The 21,156-nt window shown below is 70.9% G+C and carries 17 protein-coding genes; 4 read left to right on the forward strand and 13 right to left on the reverse strand.

What is annotated here, in order from left to right:
- Nucleotides 1-42: 42 nt before the first annotated feature.
- On the reverse strand, nucleotides 43-3,930 hold the full coding sequence (locus WMF11_RS29160) for an ATP-binding protein (protein ID WP_437973017.1): 3,888 nt from the start codon (nucleotides 3,928-3,930) through the stop codon (nucleotides 43-45).
- A gap of 432 nt (nucleotides 3,931-4,362) precedes the next feature.
- Here WMF11_RS29160 and WMF11_RS29165 point away from each other — a divergent pair, with 432 nt between their 5' ends.
- Nucleotides 4,363-4,563 carry a DUF6289 family protein gene (locus tag WMF11_RS29165; protein WP_437707920.1) on the forward strand — a complete coding sequence of 67 codons (201 nt, stop codon included), beginning with the start codon at nucleotides 4,363-4,365 and terminating at the stop codon, nucleotides 4,561-4,563.
- A gap of 228 nt (nucleotides 4,564-4,791) precedes the next feature.
- On the opposite strand, the gene WMF11_RS29170 is transcribed toward WMF11_RS29165, so the two are convergent.
- Both WMF11_RS29170 and WMF11_RS29175 read right to left on the reverse strand, forming a co-directional pair.
- Nucleotides 4,792-5,157 carry a DUF4180 domain-containing protein gene (locus WMF11_RS29170; protein WP_437973018.1) on the reverse strand — a complete coding sequence of 122 codons (366 nt, stop codon included), beginning with the start codon at nucleotides 5,155-5,157 and terminating at the stop codon, nucleotides 4,792-4,794.
- A 163-nt stretch (nucleotides 5,158-5,320) separates the two neighbouring features.
- Nucleotides 5,321-6,253, reverse strand: coding sequence for a DUF2935 domain-containing protein (locus tag WMF11_RS29175; protein ID WP_437541732.1), 933 nt, complete (start codon nucleotides 6,251-6,253; stop codon nucleotides 5,321-5,323).
- A 511-nt stretch (nucleotides 6,254-6,764) separates the two neighbouring features.
- Here WMF11_RS29175 and WMF11_RS29180 point away from each other — a divergent pair.
- Nucleotides 6,765-7,157, forward strand: a complete 393-nt coding sequence (locus WMF11_RS29180) for a YciI family protein (RefSeq protein ID WP_437902525.1) — start codon at nucleotides 6,765-6,767, stop codon at nucleotides 7,155-7,157.
- Nucleotides 7,157-8,419, forward strand: a complete 1,263-nt coding sequence (locus tag WMF11_RS29185) for an RNA polymerase sigma factor (RefSeq protein WP_437973019.1) — start codon at nucleotides 7,157-7,159, stop codon at nucleotides 8,417-8,419. Before WMF11_RS29180 ends, WMF11_RS29185 begins: the two co-directional genes overlap by 1 nt.
- A gap of 81 nt (nucleotides 8,420-8,500) precedes the next feature.
- On the opposite strand, the gene dauA is transcribed toward WMF11_RS29185, so the two are convergent.
- Nucleotides 8,501-10,294, reverse strand: coding sequence for a C4-dicarboxylic acid transporter DauA (dauA, locus tag WMF11_RS29190; RefSeq protein WP_437973020.1), 1,794 nt, complete (start codon nucleotides 10,292-10,294; stop codon nucleotides 8,501-8,503).
- Nucleotides 10,295-10,602: 308 nt separating this feature from the next.
- Between dauA and WMF11_RS29195 the strand changes: the two genes are divergently transcribed.
- Nucleotides 10,603-11,685: an AraC family transcriptional regulator gene (locus WMF11_RS29195; protein WP_437902531.1), complete on the forward strand. Its 1,083-nt coding sequence runs from the start codon at nucleotides 10,603-10,605 to the stop codon at nucleotides 11,683-11,685.
- Nucleotides 11,686-11,750: 65 nt separating this feature from the next.
- Here the strand turns inward: WMF11_RS29195 and WMF11_RS29200 are convergent, their stop codons facing one another.
- The 9 genes from WMF11_RS29200 to WMF11_RS29240 all read right to left on the reverse strand — a co-directional run bounded on the left by WMF11_RS29200 (nucleotide 11,751) and on the right by WMF11_RS29240 (nucleotide 21,113).
- Nucleotides 11,751-12,338 carry a hypothetical protein gene (locus tag WMF11_RS29200; protein ID WP_437973021.1) on the reverse strand — a complete coding sequence of 196 codons (588 nt, stop codon included), beginning with the start codon at nucleotides 12,336-12,338 and terminating at the stop codon, nucleotides 11,751-11,753.
- 45 nt (nucleotides 12,339-12,383) lie between these two features.
- Nucleotides 12,384-12,833: a hypothetical protein gene (locus WMF11_RS29205; protein ID WP_437973022.1), complete on the reverse strand. Its 450-nt coding sequence runs from the start codon at nucleotides 12,831-12,833 to the stop codon at nucleotides 12,384-12,386.
- Nucleotides 12,834-13,306: 473 nt separating this feature from the next.
- Nucleotides 13,307-14,626: a cytochrome P450 gene (locus WMF11_RS29210; protein ID WP_437973023.1), complete on the reverse strand. Its 1,320-nt coding sequence runs from the start codon at nucleotides 14,624-14,626 to the stop codon at nucleotides 13,307-13,309.
- Between the two features lie 126 nt (nucleotides 14,627-14,752).
- Nucleotides 14,753-15,607, reverse strand: coding sequence for a hypothetical protein (locus WMF11_RS29215; protein ID WP_437973024.1), 855 nt, complete (start codon nucleotides 15,605-15,607; stop codon nucleotides 14,753-14,755).
- 119 nt (nucleotides 15,608-15,726) lie between these two features.
- Nucleotides 15,727-16,656 (reverse strand): type I pantothenate kinase, encoded by a 930-nt coding sequence (gene coaA / locus WMF11_RS29220; protein WP_437902536.1) that lies wholly within the window; start codon nucleotides 16,654-16,656, stop codon nucleotides 15,727-15,729.
- 81 nt (nucleotides 16,657-16,737) lie between these two features.
- On the reverse strand, nucleotides 16,738-17,532 hold the full coding sequence (locus WMF11_RS29225; RefSeq protein WP_437902537.1) for a mobilization protein: 795 nt from the start codon (nucleotides 17,530-17,532) through the stop codon (nucleotides 16,738-16,740).
- 205 nt (nucleotides 17,533-17,737) lie between these two features.
- Nucleotides 17,738-19,198: a hypothetical protein gene (locus tag WMF11_RS29230; RefSeq protein ID WP_437902538.1), complete on the reverse strand. Its 1,461-nt coding sequence runs from the start codon at nucleotides 19,196-19,198 to the stop codon at nucleotides 17,738-17,740.
- A 179-nt stretch (nucleotides 19,199-19,377) separates the two neighbouring features.
- Nucleotides 19,378-20,019: a bifunctional 4-hydroxy-2-oxoglutarate aldolase/2-dehydro-3-deoxy-phosphogluconate aldolase gene (locus tag WMF11_RS29235; protein ID WP_437973025.1), complete on the reverse strand. Its 642-nt coding sequence runs from the start codon at nucleotides 20,017-20,019 to the stop codon at nucleotides 19,378-19,380.
- Nucleotides 20,016-21,113, reverse strand: coding sequence for a PfkB family carbohydrate kinase (locus WMF11_RS29240; protein WP_437973026.1), 1,098 nt, complete (start codon nucleotides 21,111-21,113; stop codon nucleotides 20,016-20,018). Before WMF11_RS29240 ends, WMF11_RS29235 begins: the two co-directional genes overlap by 4 nt.
- Nucleotides 21,114-21,156 lie beyond the last annotated feature (43 nt).

Below are 21,156 nucleotides of genomic sequence, written 5' to 3' on the forward strand. Positions count from 1 at the left end.
CGGTGAGCGGGCACGGCGCTGCCAGCCCGCGCGCGCGCTCGCTCACGCGCGCCGCTCGGCGAGCACCTGCCGCAGCGTCGCGCCGCCCACGGGCTTCGTGAGGTGCAGGTCGAAGCCGGCCTGCCTCGACCTGGCCTGGTCCTCGGGTCCGCCGTAGCCCGAGATCGCCACCAGGTAGAGCGCGCCGCCCCCGGGCGCGGCCCGCGCCCGGCGGGCGACCTCGTGGCCATCGATGCCCGGCAAACCGATGTCGATGAAGGCCACCTCGGGGCGCAGCTCCAGGAGCTTCGTCACCCCCTCCAGGCCGTCCACCGCCACCGTCACCTCGTGCCCCAGCGCCTCGATGAACTCGCTCATCACCCGGCGCACGTCCTCCACGTCCTCCACGACGAGCACCCGGTGCCGCTCGGCGGTCTCCCCCGGCTGCGGAGCGGCGGGCGGCTCGGCGCCGGGCGCGAGCGGCGGCGCCGCGCCCCGGCCGAGCGGAAGGCGCACGATGAACTCGCTGCCCTGGCCCGGTCCGGCGCTCTCCGCGACGACGCTGCCGCCGTGCATCTCCACCAGCCGCCGCACCAGCGTGAGCCCGAGGCCGAGCCCGCCCGTGCCGCGGTCGATGGTCTGCTCGACCTGCGTGAAGAGCTCGAACACCCTCTCGAGCATCGCCGCCGGGATGCCGCGGCCCGTGTCGCGCACCCGCAGCACGGCCTCGGGCGCGGCGCCCGGCGCCTCGCGGGTCAGCCGCACCGAGATGGCTCCCTCCGGCGGCGTGTACTTCGCGGCGTTCGTCAGGAGGTTCGTGACCACCTGCTCCAGCCGCGTGGCGTCGGCCCGCATGCCGAAGTCCCCCGGCCCGACCTCGACCGAGAGCGCGTGGCGCCGCGCCTCCACGGCCGCGCGCGCCGCGGCGGCGGCGTTCCGCACCGCCGCCGCGAGATCGACGTCCTCCAGGCGCAGCTCCACCGTGCCGCGCGTGATGCGCGACACGTCGAGCAGATCGTCCACCAGGCGCACCAGGTTGCCCACCTGCCGCCGGGCGATCTCGCGGTAGCGCGCCGATCTGGGCGCCTCGCCCGTCAGATCGCCGAGCAGCGTGAGCGACAGGCTGATGGCGGCCAGGGGGTTGCGGAGCTCGTGCGCGAGCGTCGCGAGGAACTCGTCCTTGCGCTGATCGGCGAGCCTCAGCGCCTCGACGAGCGCCTCGACGCGCCGGCGGGCGCTCACCTGGTCGGTCACCTCGAAGGCGAACACGAAGATGCCCTCGATCGCCCCGTCGCGATCGCGCATCGGCTGGAAGACGAAGTTGAAGAAGCGCTCCTCCGTCGTGCCAGTGCCCTGGCGGTCGAGCCGCACGGCGAGCTCCTTTCCCACGAAGGGCTCGCCGGTGCGGAACACGGTGTCCAGGAGAGCCGGGATGGATTGCCCCTCGAGCTCGGGCAGGGCGTCCAGGATGGGCATGCCCACGCGCGCTCGTCCGCCGACGAGCTGCTGGTAGAGCGGATTGACCACCTCGAAGACGTGCTCCGGCCCGCGGAGGATCGCGATGGGCCCCGGGGCCTGCATGAAGAGGTCGTTCAGGTACTGGCGCTGCCCCTCGGCTTCCCGCCGCCGGCGCGCGAGCTCGACGTGGATGCGGACCCGCGCGAGGAGCTCCCGCGCGGAGAACGGCTTCACGAGGAAGTCGTCGGCGCCGGCCCCGAGGCTGTCGACGCGCACCTCCTCGCCCGCGCGCGCGGAGAGCATCATCACGGCGACGCCGCGGGTGCGCTCGTCGGCGCGCAGCGCCCTGAGCAGGCCGAAGCCGTCGAGCCGCGGCATCATCACGTCGGTGAGCACGAGGTCCGGGACGTGGGCGCGGGCGCTCTCCAGCGCGGCCTGACCGTCGGCCACGGCCTCCACCGTCCACCGCTCGGCGAGGAGCAGCCGCTGCACATAGTCGCGCATGTCCGCGTTGTCGTCCGCGACGAGGATGTGCCCCGGCCGCTTCGGGGCCGGGCGCTCCTCCGCCAGCACGGCGTCCGGCGCTCGCACGTCGCGTTCCCACTGCGCGGCCTCGTCGAGGAAGGGCGCAGCGCCGCGCCCCTCCGCGGCCGGCGCGGGGGCGAGGTCGATGCGATCCGCGGGCAGGTGCGCCTTCCCGAGCGGGATCGCGACCGAGAAGCGGCTGCCCGCGCCGAGGCGGCTCTCCACGGCCACGCTGCCGCCGTGGAGCTTCGCGAGCTCTCGCACGAGCGCGAGGCCGATGCCGCTGCCCTCGTAGCTGCGGCCCCTGGCCCCCTCGACGCGGTAGAACCGATCGAACACGCGCGGCAGCTCCTCCTCCGGAATGCCGGTGCCCGTGTCCTCGACCGACAGGACGATCCGCCCCCCGGTCTCCTCCAGCGTCACCCGGACGCCCCCCGAGAAGGTGAACTTGAAGGCGTTCGAGATGAGGTTGAGCACGATCTTCTCCCAGAGCTCGCGGTCGACGTAGGCCGGCTCGGAGAGGGGCGCGCACTCCACCGTGAGGGCGAGGCCGGCCCGATCCATGAGCGAGCGGAACGAGCTCGCGAGCTCCGCGGTGAAGGAGCCGAGATCGGTGGGCTGGTAGCTGGCCCGGATGCGGCCCGCCTCGATGCGCGAGAAGTCGAGCAGCGTGTTGACGAGCCGGAGGAGCCGGAGGCTGTTGCGGTAGATGATCGCGAGGCGGTCGCGCTGCGGCGCGGGCAAGGGGTGCTCGGCGTCCGAGAGGCCGTCCTCGACGGGGCCCAGGATCAGCGTGAGCGGCGTGCGGAACTCGTGGCTGATGTTGCTGAAGAACACCGTCTTGGCGCGGTCGAGCTCCGCGAGCGCGTCCAGCCTGCGCCGCTCCTCCTCGCTGGCCCGGGCGTTCTGCAGGGCCGCCGCGCCGTGGCCGGCCAGGAGCCGCAGGAAGCGGCGGTAGTCGTCGTCCAGCACCAGCCGGGGGCTGGCGCCCGCGACGAGAAACCCGCCCGGGCGGCCTCCAGCGCCGGCGCGGGGGAGCGGCAGCACCACCGCCTGGCGAGCGGCGTCCGGCCACGGGCCCCCCGGGAGGGGGCCGACGCGCGCGGGCAGCTCCGACAGATCCACCTCCACGTCCCCGCGCAGCGCGCGGTGCAGCGGCCACACCGCGCCGGCCGCCGCGCCGAGCTCCACCGCCGCCGGCGCCGCCGCGTGCCTCGGGTCGAGCCCGACGGTCCCTGCGAGTCGGGCGGGCGAGCCGTCGTCGTCCACGAGATAGATCAGGGCGAACGGCACGTCCCGCCCGGCCTCTGCCAGGGTCTCCATCATCACCCGACAGACGTCCTGAACGCTCCTGGCGTCAGCCGCCCTCGCCGCCAGCGCCCCGAGGACCTGCAGCCGTCGCTGTCCAAGGATGTAGCCTGTGCTCTCGGAGCACGCGACGAGGATGCCCGCGACAGCGCCCCTCTCGTCCCGGATGGGGCTCTGACCGTAGCTGAAGTAGCACTCCTCCATGAAGCCGTGCCGATCGACGACGAGCAGGCCATCGCGGACGTAGGTGGCCCCTCCCGCGAAGACCTTCTCGATCATCGGCTCGAGGATCCCCCAGATCTCCTTCCAGCACTCGGGGCCCGCCTGGCCCAAGGCGGCCGGGTGCTTCGTGGATCCGAGGATCGGGCGGTAGGCGTCGTTGTAAAACTGAATGAGCTCCCGACCCCACCAGAGGAACATGGGGTGTTCGGACGAGAGCAAGATGGACAGCGCCGTCCGCAGCGACTGGGGCCATGCCTCGACCGGGCCCAGCGCCGTCTGCGACCAGTCGATCGAGCGCATCAGCGCCCCCATCTCGCCGCCGCCCGAGAGGGCCCCGCAGGCCGGATCCGGCACAGCCCCGGCGCTCGCTTCCTCGCCGCGGTCCGCGCCGGTTCGCTCCTCGACGCTGTCGCGCTGGCCGATGCGCTGCCTCGTCATGGGGGACACCTGCTTTTCTACCACGGCCGAGTCCAGCCATCCTCGGCGCTGCACCTTGGGTACGATCGCCTGCTCGTCTCAACGCCGTTCTCGATGCGTACCGCGTCGAGTTGCCGGCCCAGCCCCATCGGGGCGACTGAATTTCCTTGACACCGCAATCACTCCACGGGCCTCGGGGCGGGATGCCTCTCTTGCCTTCGTGAACCGCGCTCACGAGCTCGCCTCCTCCCACGGCCGAATGAAACTTTGCAGAGCTCCGCAAAGGACACTCCGGCTGGACCGCTTGCTCGAGCCGAGCAAGCGGTCTAAGCTGCCTCGCATAACTTCGGAGGCCAAAACTGGCCTCCCATTGCAAGAGGAGCGTCCATGCGTCGTCTCAGCCCTGCTGCCCGCGTTCGGTACTTCTTCGCTGCCCTGACGGCAGGCGCAGCGATGTTGGGTACCACTGCCCTGCTGGTCCCCTCGAGCGAGGCGGCGCCCGGGGGGAATTGCACGTATTACAGCGACGAGAGCTACACCACCGTCGTCGGCCAGTACGGCCGCGACTGCTGCAACAACCGGATCGCGTGGGGCACCACGACGCAGCACTACGAGTGCGGCGGGTGCTTCACCTGCACCCCGCCCCCTCGCTGAGGGAAGCGCGCCGGTGACGGACGGCCGGCTCGATGGCGATCGCCGGCCACGATCGTTCAGCTTGCGAGAGGAATTGAACAGGGAGGCGGGGAGACGGGGAGATTGGTTGGAATCTTCTCCCCGTCTCCCCGCCTCCCTGTGAATTTCCCCGAAGATTCGGGGGATGCTTCGGGTCGGCATGAACAAGCGTCGATGGCGCAAGAGGCGCTGTCGGCCAGGCCGCCATGGCTACGTCTGGCCGAGCCACGCGATCGCGGCGTCACGCGCCTCGAACACGCCGAAATGCTGGCCGCGGCGCTCCTCGGCCACCACCTCCCCGAACCGGCTGCTGAAATCAGCGGCCCCCGGGGGGCACACCACCGCGAGCCGGATCCAGTAGTTTCTTAGCTTCTGCAGGATCTCCCCAGCCTCCCCTGAGCTGAGGTCGAAGAAGGCCGCCGTCAGGTTCGCCGGGTGGAGGAGCGCACACTGCACGCCGCCCGAGAAACAGGCCTCGATCACGCGGTCGACGTCGCGGACGCTCGCCATGAGCCGGTGGCCCGGCGGACCTTCCACGAACTGCACACCCCCCTCGTCGACCACCGTCAGATCCATGGCATCCCTCCGACACGGCCTCTGCGCCGCGGGCTCGGCGGAGAGCTCCGCTCGACCCGCGACCAGGAGTATCCCGACGCGCGGCCGCTGTACAGGCATCGCGCGGCGCGCAGGAGCAGGGGCCAGGCTCGCCCCCGCCGCGCGGCGCCCAGGGCGTCATTCGTCACTGCGCGCGCCTGACCTCGTCGGAGAACCTCACCGCCTCGCGGAGCACGTGATCGGCGAGCGCCGGATCGATGATGCTCTTGATCTGCCCCGTCTCGATCCCCTGCTCCGCGGCCGACTTGAAGTCGATGACCTCGTCGGCCATCGTCGCGAGCTGCCCGCTGTCGACGCGGAACGCGTGCGCCTGGTACAGCTGCCCGGCGCGCGCGGTCGCCTGATCGATGAGCGCGCGCTCCTGCGGGTCGAGCAGGTGCGCGATGAACTCGAGGTGATCCGCCATGATCGTCGTCCAGAACGCCGAGACCTCGTCGCTCTGGAGCGAGATGTCGCCGTACGCGAGCCGATCGAGCCGGGCGACGAAGCGCTCGGCCTCCCGCGCGATGTGGTCGAAGAAGAGCGGCCAGACGAGGCTCCGGAGCGCGCCGCTCTCCTGCGCGCGCTGCATGCGGCGCTTGTACTCGATGAAGCGCTGGACGCTCGACCGCGTCGAGGCGAGGAGCGAGGAGATCCCGTAATCGCCATACCCCCGGTCGCGCGCCGCAAGGAAGTGCCTGGCGAAGAGGTTCTGGTACTGCCGCGCCTCGTCCCGGGGCCCGCGGAGGTGATCGCCGGGCATGAGCAGCGTGATGAACAACGCATGTTCCATCAGCTGGTCCGTCCAGAAGAGGACCTCCGAGACGGCGTGCGCTGCATAGCCGGCGCCCGGCCCGGGCAGGAAGACCGGCTTCCTCGAGCGCTGGTCCACGGAGATGCCGGGCGTATAGGCGGCCCCTGCCGGGAGGGCGAGGGGCCCGATCGACTCGCACACCGCGTAGCTCTTGTCGGGCAGCGCGAGGCTCGGTGTGGCGAGCAGCGAGACACCCGCGGTGGCCATCGCGCCGCCGGCGAATTGCCGGCGTCCAAGTTTCCCTTGCGGAACACGCTTCTCCATCGACGCTCCTCCAGGTTCATGCATCCGTGAGAATCGGAGCGCGAGGGTGCATGTCCCGCGCCTGAGCCAAGGAGTCGACTCGCAGGGCGGTCCGCCTGCGCGCGCCTCACCGATCACGACGGCCGGCGACGCGCAGAATCACCACGCCCGAGCGCTTCGTCGGCAGAGAGGTCGCGTGGGGGCGCGCCGGACGTCATCCGCGGAATCCGCCCGTGATGGGCCGCCCTGCGATCGGCGGCCTGCGAAGATGACACACATTCCCCCTCCTCTACCGACCATCTGCGACCACGGAACACATCACACCGCGGAGGACACACGCTCGCGACGACAGACCTGCACACCTCCCGCGGGCGCCGCAGACGCACCTGTACCTACACGCGGCCGTCCGCCGTGTCGGGGTTCGGATTTCTTCGCTATCGTCGCCCGGGATGTCGAGGACCCGCCCTCGGCTCCGACAACCCCACGAACGCGCGCCCGATCCCGGGGCGAGAGCGAAGAGAAGGAGCCGATCATGAAGTACATCCTGATGATGAACACCCCGAGCGGGGGGCCGTACCAGGTCGCCAACTGGCAGCAGAAGGACTTCCAGGCGCACATCGCGTTCATGAAGAGCTTCCACAGGAAGCTCAGCGCGTCGGGCGAGCTCGTGGCGGCCGAGGGCCTGGCGGGGCCCGACCAGGCCAAGCTCGTGCGCGCCGGCAAGGACGGCGCGCCGATCACCGACGGGGTGTTCCCGGAGACCAAGGAGTTCCTCGCCGGGTACTGGATCGTGGACGTCGAGAGCCCCGAGCGCGCGTACGAGATCGCCGCGCAGGCGTCCGCCGCGCCCGGCCCCGGCGGCGCGCCGCTCAACATGGGGATCGAGGTGCGCGAGGTGATGAGCGCGCCGCCCAGCGATCTCTAGTGACCTCTCCGTCCCAGGGCGCCACGGCCGAGCGCCTGCTGCGCGATCTCGCGCCGCAGGTGCTCGGCGCCGTCATGCGGCGATTCCGAGATTTCGGCGCCGCCGAGGACGCGGTCCAGGAGGCGCTGATCGCGGCGGCCACGCAGTGGCCCCGCGAGGGCGTGCCCGACGAGCCGCGCGCCTGGCTGATCCACGTGGCGTCGCGGCGCATCGCCGATCACGTCCGGAGCGAGGCGGCGCGCCGCCGCCGCGAGGCGATCGTGGTCAGCCTCGTGCCGCCCGAGCTGCAGATCGCCCTCGCCGCCGACAGCGACGAGGCGGCGCTCGAGGACGACACGCTCACCTTGCTGTTCATGTGCTGCCACCCCGCGCTCTCCACGCCGTCCGCGATCGCGCTGACCCTGCGCGCCGTGGGCGGCCTGACGACGGCCGAGATCGCAAGGGCGTTCCTGGTCCCGGAGGCGACCATGGCGCAGCGGATCAGCCGGGCGAAGCAGAGCATCAAGGCGTCCGGCGTGCCGTTCGAGCGGCCGACGCCCGAGGCGCGCGCGGAGCGCCTCGGCGCCGTCCTGCACGTGCTCTACCTGATCTTCAACGAGGGCTACACCTCGAGCTCCGGCCCCGCGCTGCACCGCGACGATCTGTCGGGCGAGGCGATCCGCCTGACGCGCGCCGTGCACGCGCTCCTCCCGGACGACGGCGAGGTCGCGGGCCTCCTCGCGCTCATGCTCCTGACCGACGCGCGGCGCGCGGCGCGGACCGGGCCTCTGGGCGAGCTGATCCCGCTCGCGGAGCAGGATCGGGGCCTGTGGGATCAGCGGGCGATCGCCGAGGGCGTCGCGCTCGTCACGGCGGCGCTGTGCAGGGGCTCGATCGGCGCCTACCAGCTGCAAGCCGCGATCGCGGCGGTGCACGACGAGGCAGCGCGGGCCGAGGACACGGACTGGCCGCAGATCCTGGCGCTGTACGGCGTGCTGATGCGGATGTCCGACAACCCGATGGTGGCGCTGAGCCACGCGATCGCGACCGCCATGGTGCACGGCCCTCGGGCGGGGCTCGATCTGCTGGACGCGCTCGACGCCGACGCGCGCCTCTCGGGTCACCACCGCCTCGACGCCGCCCGCGCGCACCTGCTGGAGCGGGCCGGCGATCGCGCGGCGGCGATCGCGCACTACAGGCGCGCGGCCAGCCGCACGACGAGCATCCCGGAGCAGAGCTACCTGGCGACGCAGGCGGCCCGGCTGAGCGACACGCTGAAGTAGCGAGCCGCGCGGCGCGCGCAGAGGCCGCAGAGGTGTCCGGCGAGAGAGGAGCGATGCCGCGGACCTGCCGGCAGCGAGCGCTCAGCCGTTCACCAGCTCGCCGGCGAGGCGGAGCGCCGCCGCCAGATCCTCCGCGACGTACACGCGCTGCGCCCGCTCCTGGAGGCGCGCCTTGTCGAAGATCTCGCGCGGCCTGGGCAACGGACCGGCCAGGATCACCGCCTTCTGGCGCCGCGCGAGCCCGTCGAGCGCGTTCTCGAGGGCGACGAACCCCGTGCTGTCGATAATAGGCACCTTGCCAAGGTCGAGGATCATCACCTCGTAGCTGTCCCCGCGGATGGCGTGCAGCGCCGCCATCGCCTTCTGGGCGGCGCCGAAGAACAGCGGGCCGTTGATCTCGTAGAGGGCGACCCGCCTCGGGAGCTCGACTTCGCTGGAACCGCCGGCGGCGTCCAGCACCGTCCGGCTCCCTGTCAGCTCGGCCATCCGGCGCATGAAGAGGACGGCGGCGAGGATCACGCCGGCCGACACCGCGATCACCATGTCCAGGATGACGGTGAGCCCATAACAGGTCAGGAGCACGAACACATCGCTCCTCGGCGCGAGCCTCACGATACGGATGAAATGGTGGAGCTCGGACATGTTCCACGCGACGAGCAGCAGCAGCGCCGCCAGCGACGCCATGGGGACGTAGGCCACGAGCGGGGCGAAGACGAGGATCGACAGGAGGACGACGGCGGCGTGCGTCACGGACGCGATCGGAGAGCGCGCGCCAGCCCGGATGTTCGTGGCCGTCCGCGCGAGCGCTCCTGTCGCCGCGATGCCGCCGAAGATCGGCGCAACGATGTTCCCGATACCGAGGCCGATGAGCTCGGAGTCCGGATCGTGCTTGGTCCCTGTCATGCCGTCGGCGATGACCGCCGACAGCAGCGATTCGATGGCGCCGAGCATGGCGATCGCGAAGGCGGCGGGGAGCAGCTCCCTCACGAGCTCGAGCGAGAGCCCATCGCCCCACGGCAGCGAGGGCGTCGGGAGGATCGACGGGATCCCGGCGATCTCCACGCCGCCGACGGTGACGCGAAAGCGGCTGCCGATCGTCGCCACGGAGAACGCGGGGTAAACCGCGTCGACGGCCACCGCGGCGAGCGACACGGCGGTGATGGCGATGAGGGGCGCCGGCACCTTCTTGATGACGCGGGGGACGAGCAAGAGCAGGGCGAGCGTCGAGGCGGCGACCGCCAGCTCGAAGAGGTCGGCCGTCCCGCGCGCGGCCCACAAGGCCGCCACCTTGGCGGTGTAGTGCTCCGGGAGCGGCCCGGCCTGGAGGCCCAGGACGTCCTTCACCTGGAGCGTCGCGATCACGGTGGCGATCCCGGCGGTGAAGCCCGTGGTCACCGGGTACGGGATGAATTCGATGAGCCGGCCGAGCCGCACGAGCCCCATGATCACGAGCAGCACGCCGGCCAGGAGCCCCGCCGTCATCAGCCCGGACAGCCCGTGCTCCGCCACGATGGGCGCGAGGATCACCACGAAGGCCGCCGTCGGGCCGGTGACCTGGAACTTGCAGCCGCCCAGCAGCGCCACCAGCGCGCCGGCCACGATCGCCGTGTAGAGCCCGTGCTGAGGAGGAGCCCCCACCGCGATGGCGAGGGCCATGGAGAGAGGGAGCGCCACGACGCCGACCACGGTGCCCGCCAGGAGGTCGGCCTGGAGATCCCCGAGGCCGTACCCGTTGCCAAGGCAGCGCCGGAGCGCCGACGCCACCGGGATCCGACGCCGCGCCGGAGCAGGCTGCGAGGTGGGCGGCCGGGGCGCTTCGCCGCCCTGGCCCGGCCGATCAATCGCTGCAGCGACGCGCTCGGACCTCAACGTCATCGTCACACCTCCATCGAAGCTCGTGGATGTCGAGCAACATCGGATGTGTTGAGCAACATCGGTGCCACGCGACGATGTCCTCTGTTGATCGCTCGATGCGCGCCGTTTCATGGCGGACCGCGGGCTCGAACCGTGTTTACGACAGGTTGTCGCCATGAATTCATTGCGTCATGGCCATAGTGACAACTTGACGCGGTCGTCGAGCCCGTCGCCGTCGTGCCGTATCACGGGCGCTCGGCGAGCGCTGTGCTCACCCAGCTCACCCCGCTCGTCTCGCGGTCCACGGCGGGTGATAGACTCGCTCGGGCATGCCGTCTTCCCCGTCGCGGCCCACGGTGTCCATGGCCATCGTCGGCCGGCTGATCTCGTATGCCGCCTCTCGCGGCCTCCGCCACGGCGATCTTTTCGAGGTCGCCGGCGTCTCCGCCGAATCGCTGACCGACGCGGACAGCCGCATACCGGTGACGTCGCTCGACGCCCTGTGGGCGCACATGGTACGCGCGCTCGACGATCCCGGGGCGCCCATCCGCCTCGCCGCGCGGACGCGCATGGAGGAGATGCACGTCATGGGCTTCGCGGTCATGACGAGCGCGAGCGCCCGTGAGTCGCTCGACCGTGTCGACCGCTACATGGTGCTCCTGCAGGATACACCGCGCTGGGTGACCGATACCACGACGGACCGGGACGCTCCGTTCGCGGAGATGCACCGCTCGCCCCGCTTCACGCTGGGCGCGCGCGTCGCGACCGAGCACAGCCTGGCGGTGTACATCCGTTGCTTCCGCCAGTGCGCCGGCGTCGAGTTCTCGCCGCTCCGGGTCAGCTTCCGCCACCCCGCGCCGCGCGATCTCGCCGCGCACCGGGACTTCTTCCGCTGCCCTGTCGAGTTCGACGCGCCCCGCGATGGCTTTGCCTTCCCACCGTCGTTGCTGGACCTCGTGCCTCGCGACGCGAACCCGGCCCTGAGCGCGTTCTTCCACCAGCACGCGGAGGAGCTGCGCCGCCGTCGCGTCGCCGACGCGTCGCCCAAGTCCGATCGGGTGCGTGACGTCATCGCGCACCTGCTCGCCTCGGGCGAGCCGTCGGCGACCGCCATCGCGCGGCGGCTCGGGACGAGCGAGCGCACGCTGCGGCGGCACCTCGAGGACGAGGGGACGACGCTGCGGCAGATCGTCGGCGACGTGCGCCGTCAGACCGCCGAGGAGCTGCTCCGCGAGAGCGACACGTCGATGTCGGAGATCGCCTTTCTGCTGGGGTTCTCGGAGGTGACGGCCTTCGCGCGGGCCTTCAAGCGCTGGTCCGGGAGGACGCCCGGCCGGTTCCGTGAGGAGGCGCGCGGCGCCCCGGGGCGCCGCGCCGCAGCGGGCGTGGACCGCGCGGCGGACGACGGCTGACCGCCGGGGCGATGGCCCGCCTGGCCCGAGGCCTCGGGCCGCGGCCGTCCACAGCGCGCCCGGCCTCAGTACGATATCTCGGCGGCGGCGACCTTCGCTCTCGCCGCTTCCCACGACATCGGGAGATCACCCGCGCCGACGGTCCACTGGGTCACGACGCCGTGGACGCTGACCGCGCTCGCCGCGCTCATCGCCGAGAGGTGGGCGTCCGACATCACGAACTTCCCCATCGCCTCTTCGTCCTTCCACACCGTGATGGTCCTCGCATAGCCGCACTTCGCCGAGGTTCCGAGCGTGAAGCCGATCAGCCCTTCCTGCGTAGGCAGCTGGGCGAGGATGGGCCCCATCAGCTCGCCGAACCTCTGCTGCGCCGCCGCGTCGGGCTTCATCCAGAGCAGGGTCGACGAGGCAACATAGGAGTCCTGCGCGGCGCCCGTGAGCGCGCCGTCCGCGAACCCGGGTCCGCCGAACGGCGAGCTCTGCAGATCGTCATCTGTGCACGTGAACTCGGAGGCGGCGGTCTGCGTGCCCGAGCCGCCGCCCGGGTTGCTCGGTGTCCCGTCGTCCGCGCCGCACGCCGGGACGAAGGCGGCGACCGCGACGAGGAGCGGGACAAGCGCGACGCGAGAGAGGGAAAAGTCAATTCGAACCATGATGAACCTCATGACAGGAAAAAAGGTGATGTTGTCGGGCGCGAATCAGCGTTCGTCCGCGCGCACGGGCGAGACCACGCCGAAGACGAGAACGGGGAAGGTCCGCTGCAGGCGGCGAGACGCGAACTCCGTGCGCCGGCCGAAGCTCCTGACCGAGACGCGCGCGCCCACCGGCTGTCCGCCGCCCAGGGTCACGGCCCACATCGGGCTGCCGCCGTCCGGCCGCACGGCGAGGTAGGTGTAACTGCCTGCCGCGAGCCGCTCCTCGACGACGCCGACCACGGGCGCCAGGTCGCCGAGGGATCTCGATAGGTCGCCGAGCGGGCTGCCGGGCGGAGCGTCTCCGGCGACGTTCCGGTCAGCGTGCGTCCCAGGATGCGCGGCGGCGTGGACTGCGAGCGAACCGCCGGCGGCCACGAGCCCGAGCAGCAGGGCAGCGGCCACGAGGGCGCGGGTCTGGAGGAAGCGCGAGGTGCGATGCGCGGCGAGCAGCATGCCGGGAAGCTACGCGCCGCGGCCGGCGCCGGCCTTTGCCCGTACGGCCAAGTTGTTGGCCCGCTCGGCCACGCCGCCGGCCGCCGGCCCGACCCAGGTTGGCCGACCCTGGCCGACCCGACCCAGGTTGGCCGACCCTGGCCGACCCGACCCAGGTTGCCCAGCCCGACCCAGGTTGGCAGCCGACCCGACCCAGGTTGCCCAGCCCGACCCAGGTTGGCCGGCCCGACCCAGGTTGGGGCCGAGCCGCCGACCCATGGGGCCGAGCCGCCGACCCAGGTTGGGGCCGAGCCGCAGGTTGGCCGAGCCCCGACCCAGGTTGGGGCCGAGCCGCCGACCCAGGTTGGGCCGAGCCGCAGGTTGGCCGACCCGACCCAGGTTGGGGCCGAGCCGCCGACCCAGGTTGGGGCCGAGCCGCAGGTTGGCCGGCCCGACCCAGGTTGGGGCCGAGCCGCCCGGTCCACTCCGGGGACCTACGCCAGCCGCTCCTCGACGATCATCCTCACACCGTGCGCCGGCCCGACGTTGGCCGCGCGCACCTTCCCTGTGTCGGGTCGCAGCGACGCGAGCCGCAGCCGGAAGCGCCGCAGGATCGTGCCAAGCACCAGCCGCATCTCATAGCCGGCCAGCGCCGCGCCAAGACAGCGCCTCGCCCCGCCGCCGAACGGCATGAACTCGAAGGGCGTGAACTTGCGCTCGAGAAAACGCTCGGGACGGAAGCGCAGTGGCTCCGGGTAGAGGTCCTCGCGGAAGTGCGCGACGCCGATGGCCACGCTCACACCCACGCCAGCTGGCAATGTGTAACCCATCAGCTCAAGCGGACGCAGCAGCCTTCGCGGGCTCGGCGCCGGCGCAAGCGGAAAGCGCCGCAGCGTCTCGTGGCATACGGCGTCGAGGTACGGCTGCTTGTCGAGCTTCTCTGCCTCCGGGCCGGGCCCGAGCGCCCACAGCTCGGCGCGAAGCCGCTCGACGGCGGCGGCGTTCTCGGGCCGGTGCAACGCATAGAGGGCCCACGCGATCGAGATCGCCGTTGTCTCGTGCCCGGCGATCACCAGCAAGATCAGCTGATCCATGACCTCCTCGTCGGTCATGGGCTGGCCGTCTTCGTCGCGCGCCTCGACCAGCAGGCTCAGGATGTCCTCGCGTGGCCCGGCCGCGCGCGCCGCCGCGATGAGCGTGCGGAGCTGCTCGTGCAGGAGGCGCTGCCGCCGCAGGAACGCCGCGAAGGGACCGACCCCACCGAGCTGGCGCCGCAACGATGGGAGGAGCACGATGAGCGGAGAGAACCCGTTGATGAGCTCCAGCAGCAGGCCTGCGAGCCCTGCCTTGCGCGCCGGCTCGCTCACGCCGAAGACGGCCTGCAGAATCACGTCGAGCGAGATCTGCTGCGCGACCTCGTACGCCATGACCTGCTGATCCGGCCTCCAGCCCGCTGTGTGCCGCTCGGCCAGGCGGCATATCGCCTCGCCGTAGGCACGCATGCGCGCGCCATGGAACGGCGGCATCATGAGCTTGCGCAGCCGGCGGTGCTCGGCGCCGTCGATCAGGAGAAGCGAGGTGCGGCCGAGGAACACCGCCATGTCCTTCGACAGAGGGGCGAACGAGTCCGTCTCCGCCGTGTAGATGGCCTTGATGCCCGCGGGATCCCCGGTGCACACCATCGGGGGTTTGCCAGGAAACGAGAAGGGATCTCCGTACTTCCGCGCGAGTGGCACCATGCAGCCGATGGGGTCCCGGAGATAGCCGATCAGGCTCCATAGCTGGCTGCGCGGCCCCGGCGGTAAGGTGAGCATCGGCGGAGGATACCAGTCTCCCGGCCTCCCGCCTCTCTGTTCAATTTTCCGCTGAAGTGACAGCGCAATGAGGGGATCTCTCAGGTCGGCGGGCCCAGGTCGAGCCGGCCAGACCGGTTCCGCCGCTCAATCCACGGGGAATTGTTCCGCGATCCAGGCCTCCCAGCCCGGCGGCGCTCGGGTGGCCTCAAGGTAGCGACGCAGCTGGTGGGCGTCGTCGAAGGCGGACATTCCCCACAAGCGAAACGCGTCGACATAACCCATGTCGTCCTCGAACGAGTCGGCGAAGTCGGCTAGCTCCAGGCCGAGCTGCCAGGGCGCCTTGACGTCCCCGGCGCAGAGCAGTCGCGCCAGCGAAAGGAGCCCGTCGCGAGGCGCGATCGGACCTGCGTCACCGCTCGCGAGCGCGGTCGCGCATGCTCGCCAACCCTCCGGTACGGCGGGAGGCGTCCACCCGTCGCGTCTCCGGAGCTCGGCGACCTGGCGCGACCAGAACCAGAGCTCGCGGGTGTTGTAGCGGGCCGCCTTCTCGGGCGTCTCGTACGATTCCCACGGCCAACGCACGCCATTCTGCTGGCTGAGCCAGATGGTGAAGGAGACGTCGACCGCGATGAGCCCCTGCTCCAGGAGCGCCGATCGACGGGAGGCCGCCGCGATCGGGTCCTCCTCGTCGCCGTCCTCCTCGTCGCCGTCCTCGCCATCTGCCCGTTCATCCGTCGGGTGCAAGACCTTGTGAACGGCCTCTGCCCAGGTGATCGGCGCCGGAGGGTGGCGCCGCAGGTAGGCGACGCGTGTTTCGCGGTCCGGCGCGAGCTGTTCGAGAAAGACGCCCCACATCCCCAGCCAGTCTTCACCGGAGCCCATGCGCCAGCCGATCGTGTAGCGCTCGTAGTCGGGGAAGCGCTCCCATGGAGGAGCGATGTCGCCGTGCTGGTCGACGTGCTCGCGGAGGCGGGAGCGACAGCTCTCTTTCCAGTCCATAAAGACAGCATACAACAGTTCACGGCCGTCGTCGTCGACAGCGGTGTCAAGACGCCACCGACGGAAAGCGCGTGGACCTGGACACGACAGACGCCCTGCGCCGGCCGTGAACCTCTACATCAGAGCCGGCGGAGCCACACGGCGCGCACGGCGTGGTCGGGTCCCTTCTCCAGCACGACGTCGGCGCGCGCCCTCGTCGGCAGGATGTTCTCGGTCAGGTTGGGACCGTTGATCGTGCGCCAGACCTGCAACGCGAAGGCGCGCGCCTCGTCGTCCCCCATCGCCGCATAACGGTGGAAATACGAGGAGGGGTCACGAAAGGCCGTGGCCCGCAGCGCGAAGAAGCGCTCGATGTACCATCGCTCGATGTCGGCCTCGTCCGCGTGGACATAGATCCCGATGTCGAAGAAGTCGCTGACGGCGATCGCCGCGGCACGGTCGGGGCCCTGCAGCACGTTCAGGCCCTCGAGGATCACGACGTCGGGCTGCCTCACGGTCTGCACCTTCCCGTCGATCACGTCGTAGGTGGCGTGCGAGTAGACCGGCACGTCGATCGCTTCGACGCCCGCCTCGAGGTCGGCGAGGAACTTCACCAGCCGCCCGAGATCGTAGCTCTCGGGAAACCCCTTGCGGTGCAGGCCGCCGCGCGAGGCGAGCACCGCGTTGGGGTACAGGAAGCCGTCGGTGGTCACCAGGTCCACCCGCGGGTGGTCAGGCCATCGCGCGAGCAGCGCTTGCAGCACCCGGGCGGTCGTGCTCTTGCCCACCGCGACCGACCCGGCAATGCCGATCACGAAAGGCCGCCGCGCGATGGGGCGGCCAAGGAAGGTGTCCTTCACGCGGCGGAGCTCCTGCGCCGCGCCTACGTGCAGGTTGAGCAGCCGCGAGAGCGGCAAGTAGATCGTCGCGACCTCGTCGAGCGAGAGCCGATCATTGAGGCCCCGCAAGACCACGAGGTCGGCCTCGGTGAGGGTGAGCGGCGTGGCCGCGCGCAGGCAACCCCACTGCGCAGCGGCGAAGACCTCGTACGTCGTGGAGGCGGCGTCCATGATGGGTCGGAGCCGAGTGTACGCTCCCGAGCGTGCGATCCGAAGCAATCTCGCGCGCGGGAGCGAGCCCCGGCGCCTTGGTCAGGTCGTGACCCGCTCGCTGCTCGCGGCCGATTCGAGCTGCTGTTGCGCCGACTCGGGATGTTGCGGCACGACCACGGCAGAGGCGTGCTCCGTCGCCGGCCGCCAGTTGCCCGCTGCCTCCAGCGCAGCCTGCGCGCGTTCCAACCAGAGCTTGGCGCGGCGACGCTCCAGGACGGACAGCGCTTGCGGCCCCTCGCTCGTGTTGATGGCGGCCCAGAAGCTCGAACCGAAACGGTCGATCTTGTACATCACCGACGCGTCGAGCTCGGGCAATGTCACGGTTTGCCCGCCGCGCTCGAGCAGGCGTTGGTACGCGGGTGACGCGTCGAGCTGACTGAAGTCCCTCGAGCGACCTTGGTTCTTCACCACGAGTTGCTGCAGCCCGTCGCCCGGCGCCGCGAGGACCCGCTCGAGGTGGGACACCGAATCGAAGCCGCCGTCGGTGACGTGCCAGGACACGAGCTGGACGCCCATTTCCCGCGCGCAGTTGAGGACGTCGGTCGACTCGATCCAGCGCTCGAGAGCCCGGTGGCTCTGCGCAGGCAGGTCGACGAGGACCGCGCGATCGCCGCCGAGCGCGCTGTCCAGGATCTGATCGGCGCTATCGAGCTGCTCGAGATCCACGCGCTGCGTGTAGTCCGCGTAGTAACGGCGGAGCGCGCCATGCGACAGATCCGCATCGAGCGCCACGAATGGAAGCGCTCGGTCGATGAATAGCTGCGCCAGCAGCCGAGCGACCACGCTCTTGCCGACGCCACCTTTCTCGCCGCCCACAAAATGTACAGTACTCATGCACCTCCCCCTTCGGCCACCATGTCGCGGAAGTCAAGCCATTCGTTGCAATGGCGCTCCGCCGTCGCTATGCGCCGGTGGCGCGACGTCGAGGCGACGCGATCGGGGTCGAGCGGCACGAGCACCGCCTCCGCGACCTGGCTCGCGAAGGCGTCGCGCGAGAGCGTGCGGATCCAACGCGACCTGGGTCGCCCAGCGCCGTCGCTCAGAAGAAGCTGTAGAGGGACAGCTTGATGCGCTCGTTGGTCGCGGTCACGTCGTCCGCGAAGGTCTGCTCCGAGTACTGGAACGAGAGGCCCGCGCGGATGGCCGGCGTGATGTCGGCGAACAGGTTGCCGTCGATGTAGCGCGACTCGTGGTAGGCCGTGCGGAGCGCGCCATAGCCGTTCTCCTCGGTCACCCGGTCGTTCGAGCCCTGGGTGTAATTGCCGGAGACGGAGAAGCGCCCCGACGGCGGCAGATAGTACTGGAGCCCGACCATGAACCCCGTCCAGCCGATCGTCTTCAGCCTGTTGTTCGCGTCGTACACGACGAGGCCGTTGTCGATGTTCGGCGTATAGACAGCTCCCTCCTCGGGGAGCGGCGGGTGCGGCACGTTGCTCGCGACGCCGACGATGTCCGCGATGCCCGTGCCCGAGAAGAACGAGCCGGTCAACGTCAGCGCGTTCCCGGCGTCGTCCAGCGCCTTGGCCGGGATGATCGGGATCATCGCGTCGACCGAGAGCCCGTAGCCGTTGGCCGAGCGCAGCTCGCGCGGGGTCGCGGAGTGCTCGTTGACCCTGAGATGGCGGAACACGCCCGAGACGCCGATCGACAGCGGGTCGTGCAACATCCCGCCGGCGCCGAGCGTGTGGATTCCCTTCCAGCCGTTGACGCCGATGCGCAACCCCGCCTGCATGTCCGGCACCTCGGAGTCGCGCTGCGGCGGCTTGAGGACGGCAGCGGCGATCTCCACGTTGGCGGCGTCCGACTTGAAGTTGTGGCCGACGCGCAGCTGCGGCATCCTCCCGAAGACCTGGTTCATCACCGGGAAGAAGGACGTCGTGGCCGGGAAGAAGAACGGCTGCCACCCGAACAGGTGATAGCCCTGTCCAATCAGCAGATCGACGTAGTCCGACTCGACCTTGATGTGGGCCTGACGCAGGCGGAAGGTGCCGCTGCTCACCAGCGAGGCCTCGGAGACGGTGGGCGGCTGATTGCCGAAGAAGTCGAGCTCCAGCACGGCCGTTGTCTTGATCCCGGACACCTCGGGCGCGTTCACCCTGACGCCGAACCTGGAGTTCCGCGCCGTGAAGTGCGTGCGGCCGTGCGAGCCGGCGTAGGTGTCCTCGCGCTGGATGACCGTGGCCCCCACCGACTCCCCGAAGCTCTCGGTGGTGTCGTGCATGATGTCGAACTCCGCCATCCCGTAGATCGTGGCCTTCCACTTGGAGGTCACCGGAACAGGATCCTTGGAGGCCGGCTTGACGGCCTCCGCCGGCCGCGCCGCCGGAGCAGCCACGTCCGCAGGCGGCGTGGTCGGCGCCTGCGCGTCCGCCGGCGGGGCCGGCGCAGCGGCCTGCGGAGCGGCCGTGTCCGGCGCCGGCGGGGGAGCCTGGGCGTGCGCGACCGCCGCCACGAAGAAAATCGACGCACCGACTAGGTTCGCAACCTTCGATTGATTCATGTTCGAAGCCCCTGGGTTATCCATGGCGCCAGGAATCCCCTGCAAACGCCGCAGATGGTGAGTTCAACAAAGCTTCACGTCGCACCGCGCGGATCGCGGCCCGGGCGCCGCAGCCGTCTCCCCGGCGGAGCGGCCGGCGTCGAGGCGTCAAACGGCGTTCGCGCCGCCTGCGCGATTCCTCAGGATGCGCGGCCCGCGTCGCAGAACGCGCGGGCGCGGGCGACGAGCTCGTCGCGCCGCCCGTCGCGCAGGAGCTTGAGATCCACGAGGTTGCCGCCGACGCCGACCGCCACCGCGCCCGCCGCGAAGAAGGTGCCCACGTTCTCTAGCGTCACGCCGCCCGTGGGCATGAGCGGGAGTTGGGGCAGAGGCGCCTTGAGCGCCTTGAGGTACGAGGCGCCGCCGAGGGCGTCGCACGGGAACACCTTCACGACGTCTCCGCCCGCGCGGTGCGCCGCCACGACCTCGGTGGGCGTGAGCGCGCCGGGAGCGTGGACGACGTTCATCGCGACGCAGGCCCTCACGGTCGCCTCGTCGAGCGCAGGGCTGACCACGAAGCGCGCCCCGGCCTCCACACAGGCCTCGGCGGTGCGGGCGTCGAGCACCGTGCCCGCGCCGACCAGCGCCCGCTCGCCGTGGCGCGCGGCGACCTCGCGCACGACCTCGACCGCGCCGGGCACGGTCATCGTGATCTCGAGCACGTCGATCCCCCCCTCGAGGAGGGCCTCGACCGCCTGCAGCGCCTCGTCGGCCGAGCCGGCGCGCACCACAGGGACGATGCGCCCGCGCGCGATCCACTCGAGCACGAATTGCTTGTTCATCGGTCCACCCGGGCCGTGCCCAGCTTCATCGCCTTGAGCACTTCATCGAGGGTCGCCATCGTCGTGTCGCCGGGCGTCGTCATCGCGAGCGCCCCGTGCGCCGCGCCGCAATCGACAGCCCACTGCGGCCCCTTGCCCATCAAGAAGCCGTAGATGAGCCCCGAGGCGAACGAGTCGCCGCCGCCCACGCGATCGAAGATCTCCAGGTCCTTGCGCTCGGGCGCCTTGTAGAGCTGGCCGCCGTGGTACAGCACCGCGCTCCAGTCGTTGCGCGTCGCCGAGGTCGCCACACGGAGCGTCGTCGCCACCGCCTGGATGTTCGGAAACACCCCGATGACGCGCTCGATCATGCTCTCGAACGCGCCGACGCGCAGGTTGGCGTGCCCCTCGCCGACGCCCTCGACCTCGAAGCCCAGGGCAGCCGTGAAATCCTCCTCGTTGCCCAGCATCACATCGACGTACGGCGCGAGCGCTCGATTGACCTCCTGCGCGCGGGCCTGACCACCGATCGACTTCCAGAGCGACGGACGGTAGTTGAGATCGTAGGAGACGACGACGCCGTGCCGCCTGGCCGCCTCCATCGCCTCCTTCGCCACGGAAGGCGTGCTCTCGGAGAGCGCGGCGAAGATACCGCCGGTGTGGAACCACCGCGCCCCCTGGGCGCCGAAGATCGTATCCCAGTCGATCTCGCCGGGCTTCAGCTGAGACGCGGCCGTGTGACCACGGTCCGAGAGGCCGACCGCCCCGCGAATGCCGAAGCCCCGCTCGGTGAAGTTCAGGCCGTTGCGCACGAGGCGCCCCACGCCGTCGTGCGTCGCCCAGCGAACGTGCGTGAGATCCACGCCGCCCTGCAGCATCAGATCTTCGAGCAGGCGGCCGACGGGGTTGTCCGCGAGGGCGGTCACGATGGCCGACCTGAGCCGGAAACAGCGGCGCATGCCGCGGGCGACGTTGTACTCGCCGCCCCCCTCCCAGGCCTGGAAGCTGCGGGCGGTGGAGATCCGCCCGTCGCCGGGATCGAGGCGCAGCATGACCTCGCCGAGGGACACGAGATCCCAGCGGCAGGTGGAAGGATCACGGAGCGTGAAGGACATGGATACCTTGCAGTGGCACAGGCCGCGTGGCGGACGAGCTCTT

It is taken from the genome of Sorangium sp. So ce295 (genome assembly GCF_051527405.1).
Taxonomy (GTDB): domain Bacteria; phylum Myxococcota_A; class Polyangia; order Polyangiales; family Polyangiaceae; genus Sorangium; species Sorangium cellulosum_B.